Raw genomic sequence first — 8,582 nt, 5'->3', positions numbered from 1 at the left:
ACCCGGTACCGACAGCGGATGTGGCCCGCACGAGGCTGTCTCACCCGGACCGACCAGCACCCGACCGCCGATCGTTGCGACCACCTGCCTCAGCTCCGCTCCCACCGGCCAGACAGGTCCGACTGGACGCGACAGGGCAACAAAGATATTAAAAGTTATAAAAAGGCATGAAATATGGACAACACGACAGCGGAGCAAGTGGAACAAAAAGAACAAAAGGCAGCAGCGCAAAAGGCCATACGGCCGTGAGCGGGCAGACGAACGGGCAGACGAACGGGCGGAGCAGCGCAGCGGCAGGCGGGACAGCCAGGCGGCAGGCGGCACGAGGGCAGCGCCGTGGAGGTGCCAGGACAGCGACCGCGGCGCGGTCACGAGCCGATCCGAGCCGGTCAGGCGTCCCGCGACCATCGACCACGCCCCACCGAGCAGCACGAGCGCCGTGTAGACGCCGAGCAGCGCGATGCTTCCCTCGGCGGACAGGCTCATGGCCGGTGGGTTCACGGTGACGACCGAGACCGCCATCGTCGCCGGCAGGTAGGGCAGGACGTCCTCCTGCAGCTCTCCCGGCAGGAACTGGACGGCGATCTGCAGCACCACCATGACGCCGAACAGGACGCTCAGCGCGCCCGCGGTATGGCGGATGACCGCCGCGAGCCCAAGCCCGATCAGCCCGATCAGCGTGAGGTAGGCCGTGGCGCCGAGGACGATCCGGACGATTTCCGGATCACCGAAGGATGCCTGCTGGCCGGTCGACCGCAGCAGCTGTTGCCCGAGCACGAAGGCGACCAGGCAGGCGACGAACGCGCCGACCACCACCACCCCCGCGAAGACCACGGCCTTCGCCGCGAGCACGACCAGCCGGTTGGGGACGGCCGCGAAGGTCGTCCGGATCATTCCGCTGCCGTACTCTGAGCTGATCACGAGAACGCCGAGCACGCCCAGCGCGATCTGGGCCATGAAGATCCCGCTGAGGCTGAGCGCGGCCGGCTCCCCGCCGACGTCCCCGCCCTGGTTGGCGGTTGCCCCGCACGCGATCGCGGCCAGGCCGACGGTGATGACGAAGGCGGCGAACAGGGTCCAGTACGTCGACCGGACGGTCCACAGTTTCGTCCACTCGCAGCGCAGGGCGTTCCCGAACGTGTCACGCCGGCCCGTCGCCGCGGACGGCCGGGGCGGGACGGCGCGGCCGGGCTGGTCGGCGGGCAGCCCCGGCGGTATGCCGTCGACGAGGCTGGTGGGCGGGCCTGCGAGGTCGCGGGGTGTGGCGTCCGGGGGCATGGCTGTCAGGGCCTCGATCCGACGGTTGTGGGTGTGCCGGGGGATGCGTTGGGAGAAATGGCCTGGAGCGGGTCCAGCCCGGTCCGGTAGTCGATCGAGTCCCGGGTCAGATCCATGAAGGCCTCTTCCAGGGAAGCCTGCTGGGTCGACAGTTCGTGCAGGACGACACCGTGGGCGGCAGCCAGTTCACCCACCGCGGGTGCGTCCATCCCCAGCACCTCCAGGGCCCCGTCCGGCCCGGGCTGCACACGCACGTCCGCCCGGTCCTGGGTCAACAGTGCCGACAGCTGCCCGGCCTGCGGCGAGCGCACCCGGACCCGGTTGCGCGAACTGCGGGAAAGCAGGTCCGTGACGCTCGCGTCCGTGACGAGCCGACCCCGTCCGATCACGACGAGATGGTCGGCGGTCAAAGCCATCTCGCTCATCAGATGACTGGAGACCAGCACCGTCCGTCCTTCGGCGGCCAGCTGCTTCATCAACGCGCGGATCCACCGGATACCTTCTGGATCCAGGCCGTTCACAGGTTCGTCGAAAAGAAGCACACCTGGATTGCCGAGCAACGCGGTCGCCACACCCAGGCGCTGTAACATCCCGAGCGAGAATGTGCGGATCCGCCGGCGGGCGACTGTGGCGAGGCCTACCATTTCCAGCACGGTGCTGACCCGGGACGGGCCGATGCCGTTGCTGCGCGCGATACACAGCAGGTGGCTGGACGCGCTGCGTCCACCGTGCACGGCACGCGCGTCCAACAGCGCTCCAGCCTCGCACAACGGTCGCCGGATCGACGCGTACGACCTGCCGTTGACCCGGACCTCGCCCATGGTCGGCAGGTCCAGGCCGACGACGGCGCGCATCGTTGTCGACTTTCCCGCTCCGTTCGGTCCGAGGAATCCGGTGACTCGGCCGGGAAGAACCTGGAACGAAAGGTCGTCCACCGCGACGGTCGAGCCGTAGCGCTTGGTCAGCCGATCAACTTCGATCATCTGTCTCCGTCCGGACCGCGTGCAAACTGCCGGATACCGACCATAACCACCGGCCGACTCCTGCCTGAGGAAACCCCAGGCGCGGCCACCCGGGATACCCGTTGTCCTCCGGCCGACACCGGTGGCCGGGACGATGGCGTCGGTTGCCCGATAGTGCCGGGCGCCCGACCGGCTTCCACCTGCTACGGCCGGTCGTCACCAGCGATGTCGACCAGCGTCGACACGACTGGCAATATAGGTACATGATACCGTTTTTTATGTGCTTTCTTCCTATGAAGGTCGAATATCGAAATATAGCGAGGCCACCGCCAATAAGATCATTGTTGGCGAGTGGCCGGCCGCGCGCGTCGGATCAACGCCGGCCCCGGTCACGGAGCTCTCCACCGCCGAGTTCTCCACCGCCGACGCCACCGCAGCGGGCGCTCTGGAGACCAGCCCCCTTGAGCAGCTGGTGTTGCGCGGTGACGGGCTGACCACCACGTCACTGGAAATTCTCACCGGCCGTCGCATCACTGTCCGTATACGTCGTCAGCAGCGCTTTCCGCTGACGACGCCGAGCCAGCGCGGCTACGCGGCGGACATCCGGGGAGTGGACAGCGGCCCCCGGTTCCACGAACTCGCCATCCGCACCCATCGTGACACCTACGCCGACATCGGGTTGCGCGATCTCGACGGCAGCCCCGGAGACGAGCTCCTGGTCCGCGAGGTGCTTCTCACCAGCGACAACGGTGTCGTCCACGGGGCGGCGTCCCTGCTCGCCATCACCGACAGGCTGCCGGCCGACGTCGTGCGCGCGCTGGACACCGAGGAGCCCATCGGCAGGCTGCTCATGCGGGCCGCCCTGCCGGTCGTCCGTGAGCTGCGGTCATGGGGACGACTGCCGGCCGGCGACTTCGCCACCCACCTCGGGTCTGCTCTCAGTGCGCAGTCCCGGGTGCCGGCCCGGACCTACCGGATGCTCGACATGCGGACCGGTCGCCCCCTGACGCTGATCACCGAGTGGTTCTCCCCCCACCTGTTCGGCCACGACCCGAGCTGACTACGCCGGCCTACGCCGGCACCGGTCGCGCCGACACCGGTCGCGCCGACACCGCGGCACCAGCCATGCCGCGACGCGCGGCCGCCCGGTCACTCCATATCGTCACCTGAAGCGGCTGCGTCGTCATGCCTGCTCACGGGATGCCCGCTCACGGGTCCTCTCCCGGCCTGCCCAGGCCCACTCGTGGCTCACTCACAGCCCGCCCAGGCCCATTCGCGGTCCGCTCGCGGTCCATGCGCGCGGGATCTCCACAGCCGGACCGGTTCTCGGCGAACCGGCCGGACACCAGTGGCCGGACCGCCGGGGACGCCGGCGCACCGACTGGCGTGACCGACCGGTAACCCGGGAACACAGAAGCACGGGACCGTAGCGGCACCGCTACGACAGAGGCCTCCCCTACCTGTCGCTAGTTACGATAAGTGATATCGATCACATTTTTTGCTACCGTAAGAAACGAGCGATCGTCGTTAAGCACAACTCGTTTCCATCCGTTACGCTCTGTTCCATCAATCTCCATCAACGCCAGCCCGGCCAGGCAGCCGCCCCCACCCGGGCCGGACGCCAAGGACCTGAGGAGGCAACCACGTAATGACGGCGGAGACTCCGGCGAGACCGCCGCGGACACGACGGGGATCACGACGCCAGGCCCGCACCGATCTGCCCCGCCCCCCGGCTGACGCCGCCATCTGGAGCCAAGGGCTCACCCGGTGCTACGGCACCCGGCGCTCGGTGGACAGGATCGACATCCACGTCCCAATGGGAGCGCTGTCCGGATTCGTCGGGCCGAACGGTGCCGGCAAGACAACCACCCTGCGGATGCTCCTCGGGCTGATCAAGCCCAGCGCGGGACACGGTTTCGTGCTCGGGCATCCGATCGAGCGGCCCGCCGAGTATCTGTCCAGGGTCGGAGCCATGATCGAAGGTCCGACTTTCCACCCTGGCCTGACCGGGCGGGCCAACCTGCGCATGCTGGCGCGGCTGCGCAGGCTGGGCCCGGAGCGCGTTGCCGAGACGCTGTCCATGGTCGGCCTCGCCAGCCGGGCCGACGACCGGTTCGCCTCCTACTCCCTCGGCATGAAACAGCGGCTGGGGATCGCCGCGGCCCTGTTGCCGCGTCCCGATCTGCTGGTGCTCGACGAACCGACCAACGGGCTCGACCCGGCGGGCATCCGCGAGATCCGCTGCCTGCTCAAGGACCTGGCCGGAGGACGCATGACAGTCTTCGTGTCCAGCCACCTGCTGTCGGAGGTCGAACAGATCTGCGACCACCTGGTGATGATCAGAGACGGGCGGCTGCTGTTCCAGGGCCATGTGACCGAACTGCTCGCCGCCGAGGACCCACGGCTCGTCCTGACTCCCGAGTACCCCTGTGACGCGGCACGGCTGGCCGCCCTGCTGGGTGACCACGGTCTACGGGTCGATCCACCCGAGCGCTCGCCGGACGGCTCGGTCAGCGTGCACGCCCCGGAGGGCTCGGCGGCGAACCTGAACAGGATCGCCATGAGCGCCGGTATCGCGCTGCGGGCGCTGCGCGCGTGCCGGCCCACTCTGGAGGAGACGTTCCTGGTCGCGACGGGGGGAGTCGACGGGGACCTGATCCCCCGCAGTCGCAGCTCTCCGGACGTCCCGACGAAATCTCCGGACGCCCCGGCTGACCTGCTCACCGCCAGGGCCACCGCATCGACCGCCGCTGGAGGGAACTCATGACCGCGGCACTGCGGGCCGAATGGATCAAGCTCGGCCGCTCGCGTTTCTTCTTCGGCACGTTGGCGGCCGTCGTCTCGGTGGCCGCGCTCGGCGCGATACTGACCATGCTCTCGATCGGACGTCGCGACTACGACGGGGTGCCCGTCACCGCGACCGCCATGTCCCGTCCGGACGGGGTCATGCAGGGGCTGGAAGCCGTCAGCATCCTGCTCGGCGTGGTCGGGCTCGCCGTCACCGCCGCTGTCATCGGCGCCGACTACACCCAGGGAACCCTGCGTAACCAGCTCATGGCCCAGCCGCATCGGCTCCGTCTGCTGACGGGCAAGTGCCTGGCCCTGGTGACGTTCATAATGACGATGATCGCCGCGGCCACCGTTGTGGCCGCGGCCGCGTCGTTCGCCATAGCTCCGATCCGGGGGGTGGACACCGCTGCCTGGCACAGCCTCGCCGGCCTGACGGAGATCGGTAAGGGCTACCTGAACGTGCTGGCCTCGTCCCTGGGATACGCGACCCTGGGGCTGCTCGCAGGGGTCGTCTTCCGCTCCCCCGCCGCCGCGGTGTCGGTCGCGGTCGCCTACGCGCTGCCGCTGGAGATGCTGGTGTCACGGATCTTCAGCCCGGCCGAGAGTTGGCTGCCCGCCCGGCTCATGGACACCCTGGCCTCGGGTGCACAGGGATACCGGATCGCCTACGAAGCAGCCGGCCTGCGCATTCTGGTCTTCTGCGCCGCCGCGGTCGCGGCCGCCCTGGTGCTGTTCGCGCGCCGCGACGTGACGTCCTGACCCGCATCAGCCACTGGTCGAGTTTGAACGGCGGGTACGGCCACGCGATGGCGTCCAGGACCAACTGGTTGACCGGCAGCCACATCACCCGGCGTCGCGCGTCGACGGCACCGCGCCGCAGGCCGACATAGCGGTTGGACGGCCCGCGCAGACGGCCCAGCCCGATGTCGATCGGCTGACCGACCGTGAACGTCATCCGCCTGCCCCGCCCGGACGGGCGGACGGCCCGCAACGTGCCGTCGAGGCCGGCCAGCACGACCGCCCCGCTGGCCGGGTCGAACACGATGCTGCGGACCAGGCCGCCCGAATCGGTGCCCGCCACGAAATACTCCGGTGGGTTCGCCACCCCCCAGCCGCGCCACGGCCAGCCGTCGGTCGCCGGGGCGCGGGTGACCAGGCCACGGTCACCGTCGATCTTCGGATAGACCGCGAGCGTCGCCGCGCGCAGCCCGTCCGGGCGGGTGCGGGCGACGTACAGGGTGCCGTTGTCGTCGAAGCACGCGGTCTCCATACGGGAGCCGTCCACAGCGGCCCGTACCGCGGCGCTACAGGGAGTGATCGTCCCGCTCCCCTGTCCCGCGCCGCCCGCCGAGTAGGAGAACTCCTGGATCGGGAAGGAGACCACCTGGTGGTCGGCGGTCCGGCAGTCACTGATCAGCACGAAACGCTCGTCGCCGGCCGTGGACGTGGGGTCGGTGACGACCTCCCGGGGGTTGACCACCACCGGTACGCCGAAGACCTGGACCTCCGGGTACTGCCAGGACGCGCGTACCCGGCCCGCGGTGTCCACGACCAGCAGCGCCCCCTGGTCGGTGCCCAGGGTCGAGGACCCGAAGTACTGTGCGATCACCAGGTGGCCGCTGGCCGGCAACCGGGCGATCGCGGCCGGGCCGCGCGACCACCGCTGCTCCCCGCGGCCTTCGTGCGGAAAGGCACTCGCGGCCACCCCCGGCAGCGCGGTCGCCGCGAGCTGGTCGGTCGTCCACGACCGCGTCGGATCGTAACTCCAGGGCTGGCCGGGAGCGGGACGACGGATCTGCCCGAGCGCCGGCAGTTCCCCGTACACCGCCGTGTCCCAGCCGAAGTACGACACGGCCGAGACGAACATCACCCGCTCGTCCGGGCCCGAACCGGTCACGATCACGTCGGCGACATCGGCGCCGCCGACGCCGCGGAACCCCGCGTCGGCCCGGGGCAGATGTGTCCGCCCGGTGGTCGACGGCACGACCAGCCGGGTGAAACGCATCGGGCCGGGCTCGAACACCGCGATCTCCATCCCCGTCCCGGTGGGCTGGGCCTGGTTGTCCGAGAACGGCGTGGTCGCGGTGAAAACGGTCCCGTCGGAGGTGACGGTCGACATGTAGGCGGCCTGGCCAGGGCCGAAACCCCAGCCGGGCACGTCCACCGTGACGATCCGGGCGCCCTCGGCGTCGTCGTGGAAGCTGTCGAGGTCACCGAAGCTGCCGGGCGCGCCGAACAGCGCGAGCGCGCCCATGTCGGCGGTATCGCCATGATCGTAAATACGCTCCGTGCCGAACAGCAGCCTGGCCGTGCCGGCGAGCGCGCCCAGCCCAGCCGTGGTCGCGCCGGCCACCATCCAGCGACGGGTCACGCCCCGCCGCCACGCCCGCGACTGTTCCGGGCATGCGCACGTATCCGCGCGTTCCTGGCACTCCCCGCATTCCTGCTGCTCCTGCTGCTCCTGTCGGGTCGCGTGGACGCCGTGGGATGCCGCGAGGACAGGGGGGGCGGTGACCGGCGCGGGGGTCGCGGACGCCGGCGCGGAAGCAGCGGGGGGAACGGCCACCGGGACGGACGGTCCGTACTCCACCGGATCGGCTGAGTCGACCGGATTGACCGGGCTGACCGGATTGGCTGGGCTGACCGGGCTAGCCGGACGACGCCGGGAGCGGAGCGGGATCCACTCCCGGGGCGAGACCGTCGGTTCGCCCCGGCTCGCCGGCTGGTCAGGCCGGTCGCCGGCGCGGGGGGATACGTCACCGGGTGTCGGCGTGTGCCCCCCCGCTGTGGAATCCCGACCCATGCCTCCCAGTGTCCGATGACCACATGGCCCCGGTTCGTCAGGATCGGAAAACCGGTCGGGTGACCTACCTTTCGGTTTGGGACCGTTTCAGTGCGGTCTGAAACCATTTCGGCAGGTCTGACGGCACCGGCTCCCCGTCCGGCGGCGCGTCCAGCGATCACATATCAGTCATTGAATAATCACTAGCAGCTACTCGGCGCGGCTGAGGATGAGGGCCTCCGGCTCGCGGACGGGCCCCCTGTCACGCCCTCCCACCAGATCGGCGGGGCCACGGCGGGGCCATCTGCCCGACCGCCGGCCGACAGCCTGTTCCCACCCGCCGGGTCGCCTGCCCAGCCGTGCCCGCGCCCACGGCTCGGCCGCCTGCCCCGGCGGTGTGCCCGCGGCCGTCGCCAGCACGACGGGCGAGTGCGCCCGCACCACCATGAGGCCGGCCAGCAGGGCGGTCACGGCCTGGCAGACGAGCGCCATCGCCGCGGTGGCGACCAGATCCCCGCCGGCCATGATCAGACCACCGCCCGTGAGCATGGTTCCGGCCGCGAGCACACCCACCACGCCGCGGCGGCCCGCGCCCAGCAGGTAGTTGGTGAACAGCAGCGTCACGGCCAGGCAGGTCATGGCAAGCGCCAGCACCCACAGCGCGGGCGCGCCCGCGGTCAGCTTCGGGCCGAAGACCTCCGACAGCAGGAACCGGGCGGCCACCGCGCCGACCGCCACCAGCAGCAGCCCGGGGGCGACCACCCAGCCGA

5 protein-coding genes and 2 pseudogenes are annotated in these 8,582 nt (G+C 70.1%); 3 read left to right on the top strand and 4 right to left on the bottom strand.

Annotated features, from left to right (window positions below; genetic code table 11):
• Both CM1CMNOD_RS06830 and CM1CMNOD_RS06825 read right to left on the bottom strand, forming a co-directional pair.
• On the bottom strand, window positions 1-1,278 hold a 1,278-nt coding region (locus CM1CMNOD_RS06830; RefSeq protein ID WP_131773904.1), incomplete at its 3' end, for a hypothetical protein.
• 5 nt (window positions 1,279-1,283) lie between these two features.
• Window positions 1,284-2,261 carry an ABC transporter ATP-binding protein gene (locus CM1CMNOD_RS06825; RefSeq protein WP_013872935.1) on the bottom strand — a complete coding sequence of 326 codons (978 nt, stop codon included), beginning with the start codon at window positions 2,259-2,261 and terminating at the stop codon, window positions 1,284-1,286.
• A 259-nt stretch (window positions 2,262-2,520) separates the two neighbouring features.
• Here CM1CMNOD_RS06825 and CM1CMNOD_RS06820 point away from each other — a divergent pair, with 259 nt between their 5' ends.
• The 3 genes and pseudogenes from CM1CMNOD_RS06820 to CM1CMNOD_RS06810 form a co-directional block, all read left to right on the top strand.
• Window positions 2,521-3,300 (top strand): chorismate--pyruvate lyase family protein, encoded by a 780-nt coding sequence (locus tag CM1CMNOD_RS06820; protein ID WP_013872934.1) that lies wholly within the window; start codon window positions 2,521-2,523, stop codon window positions 3,298-3,300.
• Window positions 3,301-3,888: 588 nt separating this feature from the next.
• Complete coding sequence (locus tag CM1CMNOD_RS06815; protein ID WP_013872933.1) at window positions 3,889-5,007, top strand: ATP-binding cassette domain-containing protein; 1,119 nt, start codon at window positions 3,889-3,891, stop codon at window positions 5,005-5,007.
• Window positions 5,004-5,717, top strand: a pseudogene (locus CM1CMNOD_RS06810) (ABC transporter permease subunit); the annotation flags it as partial. The gene CM1CMNOD_RS06815 and the pseudogene CM1CMNOD_RS06810, both read left to right, overlap by 4 nt.
• On the opposite strand, the gene CM1CMNOD_RS22890 reads toward CM1CMNOD_RS06810, so the two are convergent.
• Window positions 5,653-7,833: a hypothetical protein gene (locus tag CM1CMNOD_RS22890; RefSeq protein ID WP_013872931.1), complete on the bottom strand. Its 2,181-nt coding sequence runs from the start codon at window positions 7,831-7,833 to the stop codon at window positions 5,653-5,655. The pseudogene CM1CMNOD_RS06810 and the gene CM1CMNOD_RS22890 sit on opposite strands and share 65 nt — an antisense overlap.
• Window positions 7,834-8,022: 189 nt before the next feature.
• Window positions 8,023-8,582: pseudogene (locus tag CM1CMNOD_RS06800) on the bottom strand (polysaccharide biosynthesis protein); the annotation flags it as partial.

The sequence above is a fragment of the Protofrankia symbiont of Coriaria myrtifolia genome, assembly GCF_900634755.1.
GTDB lineage: Bacteria > Actinomycetota > Actinomycetes > Frankiales > Frankiaceae > Protofrankia > Protofrankia coriariae.
The sequence above is the reverse complement of the archived record's forward strand: the minus strand, read 5'-3'. Positions and strand labels throughout refer to the sequence as shown.

Excerpts from the sequence above, each read along its gene's own strand:
- CM1CMNOD_RS06825 (WP_013872935.1), bottom strand. The coding sequence starts at position 2,261 with ATGATCGAAGTTGATCGGCTGACCAAGCGCTACGGCTCGACCGTCGCG.
- CM1CMNOD_RS22890 (WP_013872931.1), bottom strand. The coding sequence starts at position 7,833 with ATGGGTCGGGATTCCACAGCGGGGGGGCACACGCCGACACCCGGTGAC.
- CM1CMNOD_RS06815 (WP_013872933.1), top strand. The coding sequence starts at position 3,889 with ATGACGGCGGAGACTCCGGCGAGACCGCCGCGGACACGACGGGGATCA.